The organism is Rhodococcus sp. NPDC054953 (assembly GCF_053609225.1).
In genome coordinates this window covers 77,222-92,074 of record NZ_JBSGXD010000001.1, presented here as the reverse complement: position 1 = coordinate 92,074, position 14,853 = coordinate 77,222, and the positions used below count along the sequence as shown (strand labels likewise).

14 protein-coding genes and 1 pseudogene are annotated in these 14,853 nt (G+C 71.2%); 7 read left to right on the top strand and 8 right to left on the bottom strand.

The annotated features are described in order from the left end of the window. The first annotated feature begins 100 nt into the window (after window positions 1–100). Window positions 101–472 carry a hypothetical protein gene (locus ACWF62_RS00335; protein WP_452629194.1) on the top strand — a complete coding sequence of 124 codons (372 nt, stop codon included), beginning with the start codon at window positions 101–103 and terminating at the stop codon, window positions 470–472. Window positions 473–515: 43 nt separating this feature from the next. Here ACWF62_RS00335 and ACWF62_RS00330 read toward each other — a convergent pair whose 3' ends face one another. Beyond that, window positions 516–1,241, bottom strand: a complete 726-nt coding sequence (locus tag ACWF62_RS00330) for a DUF1906 domain-containing protein (protein WP_378505804.1) — start codon at window positions 1,239–1,241, stop codon at window positions 516–518. Window positions 1,242–1,450: 209 nt separating this feature from the next. On the opposite strand from ACWF62_RS00330, the gene ACWF62_RS00325 reads away from it, so the two are divergent. Both ACWF62_RS00325 and ACWF62_RS00320 read left to right on the top strand, forming a co-directional pair. Continuing rightward, the gene (locus ACWF62_RS00325; protein ID WP_378505803.1) at window positions 1,451–1,666 is read left to right on the top strand and encodes a maltose regulon activator MalT; all 216 of its coding nucleotides are present in this window, start codon (window positions 1,451–1,453) and stop codon (window positions 1,664–1,666) included. Between the two features lie 163 nt (window positions 1,667–1,829). Then, window positions 1,830–2,189 (top strand): PLD nuclease N-terminal domain-containing protein, encoded by a 360-nt coding sequence (locus ACWF62_RS00320; RefSeq protein ID WP_378505802.1) that lies wholly within the window; start codon window positions 1,830–1,832, stop codon window positions 2,187–2,189. A gap of 9 nt (window positions 2,190–2,198) precedes the next feature. Here the strand turns inward: ACWF62_RS00320 and ACWF62_RS00315 are convergent, their stop codons facing one another. Further along, window positions 2,199–2,954 carry a CPBP family intramembrane glutamic endopeptidase gene (locus ACWF62_RS00315; protein WP_378505801.1) on the bottom strand — a complete coding sequence of 252 codons (756 nt, stop codon included), beginning with the start codon at window positions 2,952–2,954 and terminating at the stop codon, window positions 2,199–2,201. A 120-nt stretch (window positions 2,955–3,074) separates the two neighbouring features. Here ACWF62_RS00315 and ACWF62_RS00310 point away from each other — a divergent pair, with 120 nt between their 5' ends. Further along, a complete protein-coding gene (locus ACWF62_RS00310) occupies window positions 3,075–4,772 on the top strand; it encodes a fumarate hydratase (RefSeq protein WP_452629273.1) in 1,698 nt (565 codons plus the stop codon). 68 nt (window positions 4,773–4,840) lie between these two features. Here the strand turns inward: ACWF62_RS00310 and ACWF62_RS00305 are convergent, their stop codons facing one another. Then, window positions 4,841–5,296: a carboxymuconolactone decarboxylase family protein gene (locus tag ACWF62_RS00305; protein ID WP_452629191.1), complete on the bottom strand. Its 456-nt coding sequence runs from the start codon at window positions 5,294–5,296 to the stop codon at window positions 4,841–4,843. A 119-nt stretch (window positions 5,297–5,415) separates the two neighbouring features. Between ACWF62_RS00305 and ACWF62_RS00300 the strand changes: the two genes are divergently transcribed. Together ACWF62_RS00300 and ACWF62_RS00295 are read left to right on the top strand one after the other, a co-directional pair. Further along, complete coding sequence (locus tag ACWF62_RS00300) at window positions 5,416–6,309, top strand: sigma-70 family RNA polymerase sigma factor (RefSeq protein ID WP_378505798.1); 894 nt, start codon at window positions 5,416–5,418, stop codon at window positions 6,307–6,309. A gap of 52 nt (window positions 6,310–6,361) precedes the next feature. Next, window positions 6,362–7,492, top strand: a complete 1,131-nt coding sequence (locus tag ACWF62_RS00295; protein ID WP_452629190.1) for a DNA glycosylase AlkZ-like family protein — start codon at window positions 6,362–6,364, stop codon at window positions 7,490–7,492. Window positions 7,493–7,766: 274 nt separating this feature from the next. On the opposite strand, the gene ACWF62_RS00290 is transcribed toward ACWF62_RS00295, so the two are convergent. Both ACWF62_RS00290 and htpG read right to left on the bottom strand, forming a co-directional pair. Then, window positions 7,767–9,104, bottom strand: coding sequence for a WS/DGAT domain-containing protein (locus ACWF62_RS00290; RefSeq protein ID WP_452629189.1), 1,338 nt, complete (start codon window positions 9,102–9,104; stop codon window positions 7,767–7,769). A 73-nt stretch (window positions 9,105–9,177) separates the two neighbouring features. Further along, entirely contained in the window at window positions 9,178–11,112 is a 1,935-nt protein-coding gene (gene htpG / locus ACWF62_RS00285; protein ID WP_452629188.1) for a molecular chaperone HtpG, read from the bottom strand. Between the two features lie 228 nt (window positions 11,113–11,340). On the opposite strand from htpG, the gene ACWF62_RS00280 reads away from it, so the two are divergent. Next, window positions 11,341–11,961, top strand: a complete 621-nt coding sequence (locus ACWF62_RS00280; protein WP_378505791.1) for a hypothetical protein — start codon at window positions 11,341–11,343, stop codon at window positions 11,959–11,961. Here ACWF62_RS00280 and ACWF62_RS00275 read toward each other — a convergent pair whose 3' ends face one another. From ACWF62_RS00275 to ACWF62_RS00265, 3 genes and pseudogenes are all read right to left on the bottom strand, one after another. After that, window positions 11,962–12,513, bottom strand: a complete 552-nt coding sequence (locus ACWF62_RS00275) for an O-acetyl-ADP-ribose deacetylase (RefSeq protein WP_378506039.1) — start codon at window positions 12,511–12,513, stop codon at window positions 11,962–11,964. Window positions 12,514–12,579: 66 nt separating this feature from the next. Beyond that, a pseudogene (locus ACWF62_RS00270) lies at window positions 12,580–13,422 on the bottom strand (ADP-ribosylglycohydrolase family protein); the annotation flags it as partial. Window positions 13,423–13,510: 88 nt separating this feature from the next. Further along, window positions 13,511–14,842, bottom strand: a complete 1,332-nt coding sequence (locus ACWF62_RS00265) for an MFS transporter (RefSeq protein WP_378505790.1) — start codon at window positions 14,840–14,842, stop codon at window positions 13,511–13,513. Between the last annotated feature and the right edge of the window lie 11 nt (window positions 14,843–14,853).

Here is a 14,853-nt window from a genome sequence, read left to right as displayed (position 1 = left end):
GACCTCCCCGCGCGTTTCGCTTTCTGGGTGGGAGGGAGAGGAGAGAAACAAGACGAACCCCACAAAACCAACACCCACGGAAACTTCCCTCGACCTCACTTTGTCCCCTCCCTCCCCCCCCCCCGAGGCCGCACAGGGTGCCGTCTCCTCCGCGCAGAGCGCCGCGCAGGGCGCGGTCTCCTCCGCGCAGTCCGCCGCGAGCAGCCTCGCGGACCGTGCCACCGGGGCCGTCGACGCCATCCAGGCAGGCACCTTCACCGCCGCGTTCCGGGCGGGCTACCCGGAACTCGCCGAGGGCCGCGACGACGCCGCCATCGAGGACATCTACGCGCAGACCTGCGCCGCGATCGATCAGAACATCGACGAGTCGACGGTCATTGCCGAACTTGAGGTCCGCGCGGGCAACAACGGCACGCTCGCCACCGAGCAGCAGGCCAAGCAGATCTACAACATCGCCAAGCCGCTGTGCTAGCGAACCGGTGACCGCGGCCTGACGGGTCCGCCAAGCAGGCCCGTCAGGCCAGCGACCATTGGCCGTAGTCGGCCCGGAGGATCGAGTTCAGGTCGACACCGACGCCGCCGACGGCGCGCTTGTCGATCTCGAACTGGTGCAGGTGCGCCTCCGGGTGCACGTACCCCTCGGGTGTCCCCCAGTCGTGCTGCCAGAAGTACGCGCCAACGCCGGCGTCGAGGAGACGGTCGATCGTGCCGGAGTTCGCGTAGACGCCGGTGTTCTCCTGCCCGACGACCGCTTCCCATCCCCGCAGGTACGGAATGATCTGGGTGGTGATCTCCTGCGCGGTCGGGTTGTCGTCGATCGACGCGTAGATCGGCCTGCCCTCCGGTCCGCCGGCGGCGCGGTGCAATTCCAGGCCCCGCTCGGCGTGCCGGGTGCCCGCGTCGAGCCCGCCCCGCCAGTCCGAGGTGGCGCCCTTGCCGAACTGGTAGCAGGAGACCACCTCGAGTCCCGCCGCGGTCAACGCCGACGCCTCGTCCGCCCGCATCGGCTTCCCGAGCATCCACTGCGCCTCCGGCCTGCGGTCGGAGACGTACCGGATCGCACCCGCGTGCCCGGCCGCGGAGATCGCGGCGGCGTCGGGAACCCCGCCGGAGTAGTCGATCAGCGTGCCACCGACCGGCGCCGCGGACGCCGCGAAGCTGCCCGCCCCGAGTGCCGCGGCACCGAGCGCGGCCGACCCGACCGCGGCGTACCGGAACAGTTCACGTCGGGTTACCTGCACGGTGCCTCATTTCGCCGGGGACGTTTGCAGAATTGCACCACACCACAGTGGTGCCTGCCAGTCGCACGAACCCCTTCCGGTCTCACCCGCACCACGACCGGCGCTGCCCTGCCCGGCGTCGGCGGTACGCTCGGGACATCACCGCCGGTCGGCGGCACCCGTCGATCACACGACCTCCCATCCGACCTCCCCGAGGAGCGCGAGGCGTCATGTCGAAAGAGACCTGGTGGGCGATCGCCCCCGAAAGCCCCTTCACGTTCGAGCAGCGCCCCAACGGCGACCTCGTCGTCGCGAACCGCGACGGCGCCGAGGAGCACGTGCTGCACGGGTACGAATGGATGCACATCACCCCCGACGACCCGCAACGAATCAAGGTGCACGGCGAGGGCCCGCCGCCGTTCGGACGCTGGGTGCGGCTCGACTAGCAAGTTCCGCGTTTCTGAGCAATCCCTAAGTACTGCTCACAACCCCGGCGGAACGCCGGACCCACCCCGTAGCCTCCCTGCGGGGGTCAGGGGAACGGCCGACCCGGTCGATCCCCCGGCGACAGGCGTCACACACGCCCGGAAGGGGAGGAACGACTTCACCATGACACTCATCGTGTTGGCAGGGATCACCGCACTGGTCTGGGTCTGGCCCGTCGTGGATGTCCATACCAGGGCGCCGTGGCAGGTCAGGGTGTTGCCGCGCACCGCGTGGCTCGCGGTGACGCTCCTGCTACCGGGTATCGGCGGCGCATTGTGGCTGCTCGTCGGCAGGCCGCGTCGTCCGATGCCGCTTCCCGAGCAGCACGTCCACCCGGCCGTCCACTTCGCCCGCGAACGCGAACGGGCCAGGGAGCAGGCGCTGCTCGACGAGGAGGACGAGTTCCGCCGTCGCTTCCGCGAGCGGGTCGCCGACCAACGTCAGGCCGGTCACGCGCACCGCCTCGAACTCGACGACGCCTGAACCGCGCGGTCAGCTCGTCGTCACATGCCAGACGAGGGCCGCGGCAAGGGCGCCGACCCCGTTCAGCGACCAGTGCAGCGCGATCGGTGCGAGCAGGCTGCCGCTGCGCCGCCGCAGCCAGGTGAACGCGACACCGGCCAGCGCCGTCGCGGCGACCGCCCCCGCGATGCCGAGCACCTGACCGACCAGTCCGCCACCGAGCACCCCGGACAGCCCCGCGTTGCCACTGGTCAACCCGAGCGACGACGCGATGTGCCAGAGCCCGAAGAGCAGTGAGCCCGCGGCGAACACCCCGCGGGCACCCCACAGCCGGTCCAGGGTCCCGTGCAGGACACCGCGGAACGCGAGTTCCTCGGGAATCACCGTCTGCAGCGGAATGATGATCATTGATGCGATCAACGCGCCGGACACCGTCGCGTACCGATTACTCAGGAAGAACTGCCGCGTGAGCGGCACCGCGATCGCGACCGCGACGACGCCGAGGACCAGTGCGACCGCTCCCACCGCGTAGAGGCTGCCCTTGCGCCAGTGCCGCGGCGACAGACCGAGCTCGGCCCAGCCGAGGCCGCGTCCACGCCCGAGGCCGAGCAGCACCGCGGCCGAGATCGGGACGGCGGCGATCGACGCCCACACCGTGGTGAAGTGCGCGATCAGGTTCGTGGCGACCAACACCACCACGACGATGGCCACGTCGAGATACGCATGGAACCTCGGTCGCGTGATCGCGGGGAGGCCAGGCCCTGCCGCGGCAGCTGTATCCGACACCGCACCGAGTGTACGGACCCCACGACGGGTGCCTGGGCCGTATGATCCCCGCCGTCGTCGGCGCCGGACGGCAGGTTTAGCCTGGTTCTCGACTTCACACGCCCATTCCCAGGAGAGATGATGGCCGACTTCCTCTACGAGGACCTGCTGCCGATCGGGGAAGATCCCACCGAGTACCGGCTGCTGACCACCGAGGGGGTGTCCACGGTCGAAGGACCGGACGGCCGCACCTTCCTGCAGGTCGAGCCCGAGGCGCTGCGGCTGCTCACCGAGACCGCGCTGCACGACATCTCCCACTACCTGCGCACCGACCACCTCACGCAGGTCGCAAGCATCCTCGACGACCCCGAGGCGTCGAACAACGACAAGTTCGTCGCGCTCGACCTGCTGAAGAACGCGAACATCGCCGCGGCCGGGGTGCTGCCGATGTGCCAGGACACCGGCACCGCGATCGTGATGGGCAAGCGCGGCCAGCACGTGCTGACGCCGGGCGACGACGACGAGGCGATCGCCCGCGGCGTGTACGACGCCTTCACCCGGCTGAACCTGCGCTACTCGCAGAACGCCCCGATCACGATGTGGGACGAGAAGAACACCGGCAACAACCTGCCCGCGCAGATCGAGCTGTACGCGGACACCGCCAAGGGCCACGAGAACTCATACAAGTTCCTGTTCATGGCCAAGGGCGGCGGGTCGGCGAACAAGTCGTACCTGTACCAGGAGACCAAGGCGATCCTGAACCCGGACTCGATGATGCAGTTCCTCGAGGCCAAGATCCGTTCGCTCGGCACCGCGGCCTGCCCGCCCTACCACCTGGCGATCGTGGTCGGCGGCACCTCCGCCGAGTTCGCGCTCAAGACCGCCAAGTACGCGTCCGCGCACTACCTGGACGAGCTGCCCACCGAGGGCGCGATGACCGGCCGCGGCTTCCGCGACCACGAGCTGGAGAAGAAGGTCTTCGAGCTGACGCAGAAGATCGGCATCGGCGCGCAGTTCGGCGGCAAGTACTTCTGCCACGACGTCCGCGTCGTCCGCCTGCCGCGGCACGGCGCCTCGCTGCCCGTCGCGATCGCGGTGTCCTGCTCCGCGGACCGGCAGGCGAAGGCGAAGATCACCCCGGAGGGCGTGTTCCTCGAGCAGCTCGAGTTCAACCCGGGCCGGTTCCTGCCCGAAGTCACCGACTCCGAGCTGGACGCCGAGACGTCCGGCGTCTCGGGCACCGGCAAGGGTGCCGCGGTGAAGATCGACCTGACCCGCCCGATGCCGGAGATCCTCGCCGAACTGTCCAAGCACCCGGTCAAGACCCGGCTGTCGCTGACCGGTCCGCTGGTCGTGGCCCGCGACATCGCGCACGCGAAGATCAAGGAACGCCTCGACGCAGGCGAGGACATGCCGCAGTACCTCAAGGACCACCCGGTGTACTACGCCGGCCCGGCGAAGACCCCGGAGGGCATGGCGTCGGGTTCGTTCGGACCGACCACCGCGGGCCGGATGGATTCCTACGTCGAGCAGTTCCAGGCGGCGGGCGGCTCGATGGTGATGCTGGCGAAGGGCAACCGCTCCAAGCAGGTCACCGACGCGTGCGACGCGCACGGCGGCTTCTACCTCGGCTCGATCGGCGGTCCCGCGGCGCGGCTGGCACTGGACTGCATCAAAAACGTCGAGGTCATCGAGTACGAGGAGCTCGGCATGGAGGCGGTCTGGAAGATCGACGTCGTGGACTTCCCGGCGTTCATCGTCGTCGACGACAAGGGCAACGACTTCTTCGCGCACACCGGCGAGGTCACCCTCACGGTCGGGAAGCGTCCCGGCCTGTAAGGGCGGTGATGACTCAGGGCCCGGTGGGAGCGATCCCGCCGGGCCCTCGTCGTGTCGCCGTTGCATCGTCACCAGGACTGCCCCGCGGGCTGCCGGACGGTGACGTTGAGCCGGTTCCACAGGTTGATCGTCGCGATCTCCAGCGTCAGCGCGGCCAGCTGCTGCTCGTCGAAGTGGTCGGCGGCGTCGTCCCACACCGGGTCCGGGACGGCGTCCGGCCGATCCGCGATCCGGGTGACGGCCTCGGTGAGGGCGAGCGCCGCCCGCTCGGGATCGCTGAAGTGCGGCGACTCCCGCCATGCGGCGACCGCGAGCAGCCGGTCGGTGCTGTCCCCGTCGCGCAGCGCCTCCTTCGAGTGCATCTCGAGGCACACGCTGCAGCCGTTGATCTGGCTGGCCCGGATGTGCACCAGGTGCACGATGCCCGGGGGAAGGCCGCTGCCCGCGGTGCTGGCACTCACCGCTTGCAGCGCGGCGACCGCGCCGGGCAGGACCATCGCCGGGTTGTTCATGCGAGCCTTCATGGTGTGCTCCTTCATCGGTGCTTCGGACTGATCGGTGCTTCGGACTGATCGGTGTTCCGGTCGTTCGATGTTCGTGTTCGTCATCTCGTTGACGGATCGGGCGGGAAGAATGTGACAGCGTGAACGACGAACTTCTGGCACGGCAGTTCGAGGAGCACCGCGACCATTTGCGCGCGGTCGGCTACCGGATGCTCGGATCGACCAGCGAGGCCGACGACGCGGTGCAGGAGACGTGGCTGCGGCTGAGCCGCTCCGACGCCGCTGCCGTGCAGAATCTCGGGGGCTGGCTGACGACGGTGCTGAGCCGGGTCTGCCTGGACATGCTGCGGTCCCGCGGATCCCGTCCCGAGGTGCCGCTGGACGAGCCGTCCCCTCGGGCGGTGTCCGATCCACGGCCGGATCCGGCACCGGAGGACGAGGCCGTCCTCGTCGACGAGATCGGCATCGCGATGATGGTGGTGCTCGACACCCTTGCCCCAGCGGAACGGTTGACGTTCGTGCTGCACGACATGTTCGCGGTCCCGTTCGACGAGATCGCGCCGATCGTCGACCGGTCCCCCACCGCGACCCGACAGCTGGCCAGCCGGGCCCGTCGCCGGGTCCGCGGTGCGTCGGTCCCCGACCACGCCCGGCACCACCGGCGCCGGGTGGTCGACGCCTTCCTCGTCGCCGCCCGCGAGGGCCGCTTCGAGGACCTGCTCACGGTGCTCGACCCCGACGTGGTGCTGCGCGCCGACGGTGCCGCGGTCTCCTCGGCGACCGCGGCGCTCGCCTTCGGTGCGCCCGCGCTGGCGGCGCGGATGCACGGCGCCCCCGCGGTGGCGGAGGCGTTCCGTGGCCGCGCCACCGGCGCCCGGCTCGCCACCATCGGCGGCGACCTCGGTGCGGCATGGGCGCCCGGGGGCACGCCGCGGTCGGTGTTCACCTTCACGGTCGTCGGGGATCGGATCGTTGGGCTCGACGTGATCGCCGACCGGAGCGCGATCGCGGCGCTCGACCCGCAGCTGGTGTGACGGGTCGCGTCGCTGCGCCGGGAGGGTCGGCGCCCGGCCCTACACTCGCGCCATGACGACGGACGTGTCTCGCGCACAGGTTCTCTCGTACCGGTGGCGGGTCCACCAGCTCGGCAGGGCCGTCGGCGACGCGGCCGGGCCCACCGACTGCGACGTCCTCGACATCGGCGTCCAGAACACCGGACCGGACGGCGCGGCCCTTGCGCTGCACCTGCGCGGCACCCCGCCGGACACGGCGGGCGACCTCGCCCTCGCCTGGACCATCCGCGGCGCACCGCACTGCTATCGCCGAGCCGACCTGCCCGCGGTTGCGGTGGCGACCGCACCGCTGTCGGAGTCGGACGCGGGCAAGCGCATCTTCGATGCGAACCGGCCGCTGAAGGCAGCCGGGATCCCCGCGCTCGACGCGCTGCGTGCCGTCGCGGCCGCGATGCGCGATATCGTCCGGGAACCGACCGTCAAGGGCGACATGTCGGGTGCGTTGTCCGAGCGGATGAGCGAGCCGTACCTGCGGTTCTGTCGGCCGTGCAACACCACGCACCTGTACGAGATGCCGTTCCGGCTCGCCGCGCTGCACGCGGGCCTGGAACTGCGCCGGGGCACATCACCGCCGATCCTCGAACGCATCCCCGGCTGGCGGCCGGCCCCGTACGACCGGCTCGCGACCGACGCCGACCCCCGGGTCGACGTGATCCGCGGATACCTGCGCTACTTCGGCCCGACCGACCCGAAGTCCGTCGCCTCCTACCTCGATGCGCCGGTCGCGGAGGTGAAGCGGAACTGGCCCACCGACACCGTCACCGTTGCGGTGGACGGTGTGTCCCGGTCGATCCTGGCCGACGATGCCGATGCGCTGTTCGCCGCACCGGCCGACGGGTCGGTGCGGCTGCTCGGCCCGTTCGACCCGTACCTGCAGCTGAAGGACCGGGACCTGCTCGTCCGCGACGAGACCCGACGGAAGGCGTTGTGGCCGACGCTGGGTCGGCCGGGGGCCGTCGCCGTCGGCGGTGAGGTAATCGGCGAGTGGCGGCCGCGGACGACGGGGCGGCGGCTGGCGGTGGAGGTGACGCGGTGGCCGACGGAGAGCGGGCCGTCCGCCGCGGCGGAGGCGGTCGAGGAGCAGGCCGCCGCGCTCGCCGCGTTCCGCGGGGTCGAGTTCGCTGGCGTCACCTGGCGCGGCTAGGGCGGCCGGACGCACCCCGCGGACAACGCGGGGCCCGGCGGAACACTGGGTTCCGCCGGGCCCCGGCAGGTTTCGGGTGTGCCCGAACGATTACGGTCCGACGGCAAGCAGGTTCGCCAGGTCGGTCGCGGGCTTCTCACCGACGTAGGGCACGAGCGCATCGAAAATAAGGGTCGACATGTCGGGACTCCGTTCGTTTGGTGCAGACGCCGGTTCCGTCCGGCACCGGTCACAGTAGCGGGCCGGCGACGAGTTCGCCACGACTCACCCCCGATCAGGGCGTATCCCGGTCCCGACCCGCGCCGAGGCGGCGCACCGCGTCCCTGAGCAGATCGACGTACCCGTCGAGGTCGGGCAGTACCGCGGGTGAGGTGACGACCGAGATCGTGACCCGACCCCCCATCCCGTGCACGCCGTGCGTGAGGCCCATGAACTGCGACAGCGCAGGGAATCCCGCGGTGAACCGCACCCGGCCGCCGCCGAGGGTGAGGTCGTCGGGGCCGCGGTCCACGCTGGAGACCACGGTGTTGCCGGTGACCTCGTCCGGCACCGCGGTGAAGTCGAAATGCTCGACGCCGTGCCGCAGCAGCGGCGCGGGCACGGCGGCCAGCACCCGGTCCTCCGCCGCACCGGACGGGTGGTCGGCGCGCAGCCGCCTGCGCCGGAGCGACTCGGCGATCGCGGCCGCCCGCTCCGCCGGATCCTCGATCCGTGGGTGCAGGTCCACCGCCACGTTGCGGAAGTGGTTGCGGGACACCGGCCGCCCCGGCTTCGCGACGGTGACCTCGGCGGCGAGGCAGGCGGCCGGGTCGGCGCCCCGCCCGCGCAGGTACCGGGTCAGTGCCATCGAGATCGCGGTCATCGCGCCGACCGTGACGGTGCTCCCCGCGCCGCGCAGGGTGTCCGCATCGACGACCACCGTCGCGATGGCGCGGCGGCCGTCCGGCGCGGCGTTCGTGAGCAGCTTCGGCAGGCTCGGCGGGGCCGCGGGGATCACCCCCGCCGCGGTGTCCCGGACCAGCCGCTGATGCCCGAGATAGGCGGGGCGGGCCCGCACCAGCATCTGCCCGACCTGGATCGGGAGCCGGATCGCGGCGGCGGCGACGGCCTGCGCGGGTCGCCAGGGCGCGGCGGCGGCGGGTGGGGCGGGCGCGACGGGCGCGAACAGGTCGCGGGCGATCTCCGAGGCCCGGCGCCCGTCCCCGAGTGCGTGCGCGACCTGCAGCACCGCGACCACCGCGTCCCCGGAGCCGCATTCCGGCGCCCCCGCCACGGGGCCGAAAAGGTGGAGCCGCCAAGGCGATTGGGTCGCGTCGAGCCGGTCGGTGAGCAGCGCCGCGACGGCCTCCCGGCAGCCGTCCCACGACATCGGTCCGGCGTGCAGCCGGATCGGGGCGGCGGCGGGGTCCATCGGCACCCAGTGCGGCAGGTCCATCCCGCCCGGCACCTCCCGCACCCGGATCCGCAGGTCCGCGACCGCGCACGCGCGGACCCGCAGCTGCTCGCCGATCACCGCGAGCGGGTGCGGGGTCGCGGCGAAGCAGTAGAGCAGGAACTGATCGGTGGGTATCCGCCGGGAAATCCAATACGACTGCGCATCCTGGGCGCTCATCCGCGGCACCGGCCGACGATAGCAGCGGCGGCCGGCCCGAATCGGACCGACCGCCGCGGCGCGGAAACCGGCGTCAGACCGTGGCGGCCAACCGGTTCGCGAGCAGGGTGGTGAACCGGGCCGGGTCGGCGAGTTCGCCGCCCTCGGCCAGCAGCGCCATGCCGTAGAGCAGTTCCGCGGTCTCCGCTGCCGCGGAATCTTCGGGCCGCTCGGCGCGGGCGGTCCGCAGCGCCTGCACCAGCGGATGATCCGGGTTGAGCTCGAGGATCCGCTTGGTCGCCGGGACGGGCTGGCCGGACGCCCGGTACATCCGCTCCAGCGCCGGGGACATGGAGAAGTCGTCGCCGACGATGCAGGCCGGGGAGGTGGTCAGGCGGGTCGACAACCGCACCGACTTGACGTGGTCGCCGAGGGTGTCGGTGAGCCAGGTCAGCAGGTCCGCGAAGTCCTTCTCGCGCTCCTCCCGCGCGGAGTCGTCCGCACCATCAGCCTCGGCGTCGAGATCGACCTCGCCCTTGGCGACGGACTGGAAGGTCAGGCCCTCGAACTCCGGCACCTGCGAGGCCCACACCTCGTCCACCGGATCGGTGAGCAGCAGCACCTCGAGGCCCTTCGCCTTGAAGGCCTCCAGGTGCGGCGAGTTCTCCAGCAGCTGACGCGACTCGCCTGCCGCGAAGTAGATCTGCTTCTGCCCGTCCTTCATCCGCCCGACGTACTCCGCGAGCGTGGTCTGCGCGTCCTCGCTCGCGGTCGACGCGAACGACGAGATCTGCAGCAGCACATCACGATTGTCCGCGTCGGCGACCAGGCCCTCCTTCAGCGCCCTGCCGAACTCCGACCACAGGGTGCGGTAGTCGTCGGGCCGGGTTGCCTGGATCTCCCGGATCGTGGTGAGTACCTTCTTGGTGAGGCGCCGTCGGATCGCCCGAATCTGCCTGTCCTGCTGCAGGATCTCCCGCGAGACGTTGAGCGAGAGATCCTGCGCGTCGACGACACCCTTGACGAATCGCAGATACTCGGGAAGCAGTTCGTCGGCGTCGTCCATGATGAACACCCGCTTGACGTACAGCTGCACGCCGGTCTTGCCGTCCCGCATGAACAGGTCGAACGGCGCGTGCTTCGGGATGAACAGCAGCGCCTGGTACTCGAAGGTGCCCTCCGCCTTCATCGGAATCGTCTCGAGCGGGTCGTCCCAGGCGTGCGCGATGTGCCGGTAGAACTCGGTGTACTCCTCGTCGGACACCTCGTCCTTCGACTTCGCCCACAGCGCCTTCTGCGAGTTCAGCGTCTGGCTCTCGATCTCGACCCGCTCCGGCTCGTCACCCTCGGCGGGGGTGCGGCGTTCGACGTCCATCCGGATCGGCCAGGCGATGAAGTCGGAGTACCGCTTGACCAGTTCCTTGATCTTCCACTCCGCGGTGTAGTCGTGGAGCTGATCCTCGGTATCGGCGGGCTTGAGGTGCAGGATCACCGAGGTTCCCTGCTGCGCGTCGTCGACGGCCTCGATCGTGTAGGTCGCCTCGCCGCTCGACTCCCAGCGGGTGCCCGTCGCCTCGCCCGCCTTGCGGGTCAGCAGGGCCACCCGGTCGGCGACCATGAACGTCGAGTAGAAGCCGATGCCGAACTGGCCGATCAGCTCTTCGCTGGCGGCCGCGTCCTTCGCCTCCTTCAGCTTCCGCCGCAGCTCGGCGGTGCCGGAGCGGGCGAGGGTGCCGATCAGGTCGACCACCTCGTCGCGGGACATGCCGATGCCGTTGTCCCGGATCGTCAGGATGCGCGCATCCGTGTCGACGGCGATCTCGATGTGCAGGTCGGCGGTGTCGGCGTCCAGGTCCTTGTCCTGGAACGCCGCCAGCCGCAGCTTGTCCAACGCATCCGACGCGTTGGACACGAGCTCCCGCAGGAAGGAGTCCTTGTTCGAGTAGATGGAGTGGACCATCAGGTCCAGCAGCTGGCGGGTCTCCGCCTGAAACTCCAGTTGTTCACGTTCCCCGGTGTGCGCGTTCAATCCGATTCCCTTCGACAGCGGACGGGCACAAGTCGACCGAATTTTACGCCTGCGACCAGCGCGGCAGACCTACCGGCCGGTAGTGCAATCGGCGCGGCGGGGCCATTGCCTCGCGCCGGGCCACGGAGGAAGGTGAAGAACGGAGACACGAGCAGTCCCGGGGGGGGTGGGGAATCAGGGGAGCCGGTGGCGCCGCCGGGGTGCCGCCTCGACCGGAAGGGGTAGGCCGTGTACGCACGTTCCACCACGATTCAGGCGCACCCGTCGTTCATCGACGCGGGCATCAAACACATGAGTGACACGGTCATGCCCGCTCTCGCGGACTACGAGGGGTGCGCGGGCCTGTCCCTGCTCGTCGACCGCGAGTCCGGCCGGTGCATCGCGACCAGCTCCTGGATGGACGAGGACGCCCTCCGCGGCAGTGAAGGTCCGGTCCGGGAGCTGCGGGACCGCGCGACCGAGATGTTCCACGGCACCGCGACCGTCGAGCGCTGGGACATCGCGGCACTGCACCGCGACCACCACTCGGACCGCGGATCCTGCGTCCGCGTGACCTGGCTCAAGCTGGAGCCGGGGCACATGTCGCGGGCCGTCGACGTGTTCCGGCTGACCGCCCTGCCGCGCATGGAGGAACTCGACGGGTTCTGCAGCGCCAGCATGATGGTCGACCACGCCGCAGGCCGCGCGGTGGTGTCGGTGACCTGGGACAGCCGCGCAACGTTCGAGCGCAATCAGGAGACCGCGGACGAGATGCGCGCCGCCGTGACCCGGGAGATGGGTGCCACGGTGCTCGACACGTGCATGTTCGACCTCGCGATCGCGCACCTGCATGTTCCCGAGATGGTCTGATCAGAGCGCCCGCCGCATCAGGTCGGCGGTGTCCCGGTCATAGGCGACGAGGACGATCCGTTCGACCGCCGTCCCGGCGGCGGTGACCGCGGCGATCGCCTGGCGGACGGCGTCCTCGCGCGGCCACCCGTACGCGCCAGCGGAGATCAGCGGAAACGCGACGCTGCGTGCGCCGAGGCCGTCCGCGACGGCGAGGCTCCGGGTGTAGGCGGATCGCAGCACCGCCGAGCGGTCCTCACTCCCGGAGTACACGGGCCCGACCGTGTGGATCACGTGCTCGGCGGGCAGGTCGCCCGCCGTCGTCGCGACGGCCGCGCCTGCGGCCAACCCGTCGGGCAGCGTGGTCGCCCGCAGGTGCCGGCAGGCGTCCAGGATCCGCGGGCCCCCGGCCCGGTGGATCGCGCCGTCCACGCCGCCCCCACCGAGCAGCGACGAGTTCGCGGCGTTGACGATCGCGTCCACCCGGACCGCGGTGATGTCGCCCTGCCGCACCTCAATCACCGGCCGCCGATCGCCGCCGGAGCGGCCGCTGGCGGTCGCGCCCGCGGCCATCCGGACCAGGTCGGCCGCGGTGTGACCGGGCCAGCCGTGCAGGATCCGGCGCCACCGGTCCGGGATCGCCGACGCACCCCAGCGCGCCCCGAGCAGGCCGCCCGCGATCGCGGCGGTGGTGTCGGTGTCACCGCCGGCCCGCACCGCCGCCTCCAGTGCGCGCGGCAGGTGACCGGGGTCGGAGGCGTCGGTGCTGCGGATCGCCCACCAGGCGGTCTGCAGCGCGTGCACCACCCAGCCGTTGTTGGAAAAGTCTGCGGGCGAACCGGTTTCGGCCTCGTCGAGCAGCGGCGTCCAATACCCGGCGACCTCGGCGTCGGCGGTGGCGAGGTAGCCGCGGACACCGTCGAAGCTGCCGTGCAGGACGGCGTGCCGGATCGCGTGCGTCCACATCCGGCACGCCGCGGTCGCCTGCGGGTCGTCGTGGGTGAGCGCCCCGACCGCCGCCGCCGCGTCGGCGCAGGCGCGCTCGTCGTCGAGGTAGCCGAGCGCCACCGGTGCGGTGCGCATCAGCGAACCGTTGCCCGCCTTACGGCCGGGAATGGCGCCTGCCCTGGCGAGCATCGCCGCAGCGGTGGCGGGGCGGGCGGAGAGCACCGCGCGGGTCTGGTTGCCGATGTCCGGCGGGGAGGAGTCGTACCATCCGACGAACCGCGCGGCCACCGCGTCGAGTCCCGCGCCCGCACGCACGTCCGCGCCGGTCGCGACGACCTCGGCGATCGCCACCGCCATCGAGGTGTCGTCCGTCCACTCCCCCGGCGCCCAGTCGAAGGTGCCGCCACCGATCATGTCGATCGGCACGTCGGCGCCCGGATGCGTGAACTCGTATCCGGCGCCGAGCGCGTCACCCGCGGCCGTTCCGAGCAGGACCCCGGCCGCCCGGTCCGCCTGCGCTGTGCTCAGTTCCACCTTCACTCCCGTCGTCGACGCCGACTGCGGTCCCCACTGTCGCACCCCGCACCGACACCCGACGGCACCACCCACCGATCGCCGGTGGTCAGTGCTCAAGGGCGAGCCCGCGGCGTTCCGGCAGCGTCAGTGCCGCGGCGGCCGCAAGCACGAATGCCGCAGCGAAGACCGCGAAGACCAGCCCGTTGCCGCCGCCGTCCAGCAACACCGGCACCATCAACGGGGACGCGATCGACGCGATCCGGCCGAACGCGGCGGCGGCGCCGGTCCCCGACCCGCGCACCACCGTCGGATACAGCTCCGGCCCGATCGCGTACAGGGCACCCCAGGCGCCGAGGTTGAAGAACGACAACGCCATCCCCGCGGCGATGATCTGCGCCGGGGTGTCCGCGAGTCCGAACAGGCCAGCGGACACCGCGGACCCGGCGAGGAACGTCGCCAGGGTGCTGCGCCTGCCCCACACCTCAATCGACCATGCGGCGACGGCATACCCGGGCAGCTGCGCGAGCGTGATGACGAGCGTGTACTGAAACGAGGTGACCAGGTCGAATCCCTGGCGGACGAGCAGGCTCGGCAACCAGATGAACGCGCCGTAGTAGGACAGGTTGACGCAGAACCAGACCACCCACAGGGCGCCGGTGCGGCGCCGCAGCCGGGTCGACCAGATCGATTCCCGCACCGGTGTTTCCGCTGCCGGCCGGACCCGTTCCCGGCCACCGCCCCACGCCGGTGGTGCGACCCCGGCTGCCGCCTCGAACTGCCGGACCGCGACCTCCGCCTCGGCGTCCCTGCCGCGGCTCTCGAGGAACCGGACCGATTCGGGCAGACCGAAGCGGATCACCGCCGCGTACACCGTCGGCACCAGCCCGACGGCCAGCGCCCACCGCCAGCCGTCGTCGCCGAGCGGCACCACGAGGTAGCCGATCAGCGCGGCCAGCACCCAGCCGACCGCCCAGAACGCCTCGAGGGCGACCACCATGCGGCCCCGCAGGGTTCGCGGCGCGTACTCGCTGACCAGGGTGGACGCGACGGGGAGTTCGGCGCCGAGACCGAGGCCGACGACGAACCGCAACAGCATCAGCACCGCAACCGAACCGGCCAGCGCGGCCGCGCCGGTGGCCAGGCCGTAGACGAGCAGGGTCGCCGCGAACACCTGCCGCCGTCCGAGGCGGTCGGCGAGGAGTCCGCCGATGCTCGCCCCGATCGCCATGCCGACGAAACCGATCGAGCCGATCCACGACAGCTGCGTGGTGGTCAGGCCCCACTGCACGGCGAGGGCCGCCATCACGAAGGAGATCAGGCCGACGTCCATCGCGTCGAGCGCCCACCCGATCCCGGACCCGACCAGCAGCCGGCCGTGACGACGAGTGAATGGCAGCTCGTCGAGCCGTTCGCTGCGGGTCATCGGGCGTTCGACCATGCCCGTCAGCG

Excerpts from the sequence above, each read along its gene's own strand:
- ACWF62_RS00325 (WP_378505803.1), top strand. The coding sequence starts at position 1,451 with ATGTCGAAAGAGACCTGGTGGGCGATCGCCCCCGAAAGCCCCTTCACG.
- ACWF62_RS00320 (WP_378505802.1), top strand. The coding sequence starts at position 1,830 with ATGACACTCATCGTGTTGGCAGGGATCACCGCACTGGTCTGGGTCTGG.
- ACWF62_RS00310 (WP_452629273.1), top strand. The coding sequence starts at position 3,075 with ATGGCCGACTTCCTCTACGAGGACCTGCTGCCGATCGGGGAAGATCCC.
- ACWF62_RS00305 (WP_452629191.1), bottom strand. The coding sequence starts at position 5,296 with ATGAAGGCTCGCATGAACAACCCGGCGATGGTCCTGCCCGGCGCGGTC.
- ACWF62_RS00295 (WP_452629190.1), top strand. The coding sequence starts at position 6,362 with ATGACGACGGACGTGTCTCGCGCACAGGTTCTCTCGTACCGGTGGCGG.
- ACWF62_RS00290 (WP_452629189.1), bottom strand. The coding sequence starts at position 9,104 with ATGAGCGCCCAGGATGCGCAGTCGTATTGGATTTCCCGGCGGATACCC.
- ACWF62_RS00275 (WP_378506039.1), bottom strand. The coding sequence starts at position 12,513 with ATGGCCGCGGGCGCGACCGCCAGCGGCCGCTCCGGCGGCGATCGGCGG.
- ACWF62_RS00265 (WP_378505790.1), bottom strand. The coding sequence starts at position 14,842 with ATGGTCGAACGCCCGATGACCCGCAGCGAACGGCTCGACGAGCTGCCA.